The sequence below is a fragment of the Actinoplanes sp. NPDC048791 genome (genome assembly GCF_040650095.1).
Classification (GTDB): Bacteria; Actinomycetota; Actinomycetes; order Mycobacteriales; family Micromonosporaceae; genus Actinoplanes.
Genome location: NZ_JBEZGQ010001471.1, coordinates 1 through 1,588 on the forward strand (window position 1 = coordinate 1; position 1,588 = coordinate 1,588).

Here is a 1,588-nt window from a genome sequence, read left to right on the forward strand (position 1 = left end):
CCCGAACGCCGGCTGCTGCGCGTCGCCGACCTGCACCGTCACGCCCGGAAGGTGCGCGGTCGCGGCCGCGGTCAGCTCCACCATCGACGGGGCCAGGTCGATGCCGACGACCCGGCCCGTCGGCCCGGTCGCGGCGGCGGCGCTCAACAGCACCGCGCCGCGTCCACAGCCGACGTCGAGGACGTACTCACCGGGCCGGATCGCCGCGCGGCGCACCAGTTCGGCGCCCATCGGCGTGAAGAAGTCGACGCCCACGCTGTCGTAGCTAGCGGCCGCCGCATCGAAGGTCCCGATCATCGCGGGCAGTTCAGAAGGCCCTGTCAGTTCAGAAGGCATAGCGGATCCGACAATACGGGGTCCGGGCGGCGATCAGGTCGGTCAGCGCGGCGACGTAGCGTCCCTTGTCGCCGGTGCGGTAGCGCACGTTCAGGGCGCCGTTCTCCGAGCGCTTGACCTGCTGCAGCTCCGGGCGCCAGAGCAGCTCCTCGGCCTTGGGATGCCAGCCCAGGTTGACCTCGTGCAGGTCCTTGTTGTGGGTCAGGAAGATGACCTCGGCGGCGAGCTGGGCCCTGGCCGCCGGGCCGATGCCCGCGTCGAGCTGGTCGAGCAGGACCGCCCAGTCCTCGAGCCAGCCGTCGCGCACCACGACCGGGCTGAAGTTGACGTGCACCTCGTAGCCGGCTGCGACGAAGTCGTCGATCGCGGCGATCCGCTCGGCCACCGGGCTGGTGCGGATGTCGAGCAGCTTGGCGTCGCGCGCGGGCATCAGCGAGAAGCGGATCCTGGTGCGGCCCTGCGGATCCCACTCCAGCAGATCGCGGTTGACGTGCTTGGTGGCGAAGCTGGCCTTGGCCGTGGGCAGCCAGCGGAACAGCTCGACCAGGTCCCGTACGTTGTCGCTGATCCGGGCGTCGAGCGAGCAGTCCGAGTTCTCGCCGATGTCGTAGACCCAGGCGTGCGGGTCGCACTCGTTCGGCGCCGGCTTCACGCCCTGACGGCTCACGTGGCGCTGCACGTACCCCTGGATCTTGTCGATGTTGGCGAAGACGGTGATGGGGTTGCTGTATCCCTTGCGGCGCGGCACGTAGCAGTAGGCGCAGGCCATCGCGCAGCCGTTGGCCGTGGACGGGGCGATGAAGTCGGCCGAGCGGCCGTTGGGGCGGGCGGCCAGCGACTTCTTGACGCCCAGCACGAGCGCCTCGCGCTTGATCCGGACCCAGCGGTCGACGTTGGTCTCGTCGCCGTACAGCTCGGGGATGCGGTGGTGGCTCTCCACCTCGACGCGTTCCGCCTCCGGGAAGCGGGCCAGGATCTCCTTGCCGCGAGGCAGAGCGGCGGCCTCCGGCTCCACGTAGATCCGGCGGATGTCCAGCAGGGCACTCATAGGACGGGCACCGGGCTTTCGACGGGGGCGGCGGTGGCGCGGGCGCGGCGGCCGGTGGTGGCCAGGCCGAGCGCGAGGACGGCCAGGCCGCAGCCGAACAGGATCCACCAGCCGGTGCGGCTCGCCTCGGCGAAGTGCTGCGCCGCCGCGCCGCTGAGGCCGGAGACCACCGCGGCCCCCGTCGAAAGCCCGGTGGCCGTCCTA

General features: G+C 71.3%; 2 protein-coding genes and 1 pseudogene. All 3 read right to left on the bottom strand.

Going from position 1 to position 1,588, the window contains the following annotated elements; genetic code table 11:
- The coding region (locus tag AB0C29_RS47530) for a methyltransferase domain-containing protein (protein ID WP_360834856.1) at window positions 1-297 on the bottom strand (297 nt) is incomplete at its 3' end.
- A 28-nt stretch (window positions 298-325) separates the two neighbouring features.
- Window positions 326-1,384 (bottom strand): spore photoproduct lyase family protein, encoded by a 1,059-nt coding sequence (locus tag AB0C29_RS47535; protein WP_360834858.1) that lies wholly within the window; start codon window positions 1,382-1,384, stop codon window positions 326-328.
- A pseudogene (locus AB0C29_RS47540) lies at window positions 1,381-1,588 on the bottom strand (hypothetical protein); the annotation flags it as partial. The gene AB0C29_RS47535 and the pseudogene AB0C29_RS47540, both read right to left, overlap by 4 nt.

Excerpts from the sequence above, each read along its gene's own strand:
- AB0C29_RS47535 (WP_360834858.1), bottom strand. The coding sequence starts at position 1,384 with ATGAGTGCCCTGCTGGACATCCGCCGGATCTACGTGGAGCCGGAGGCC.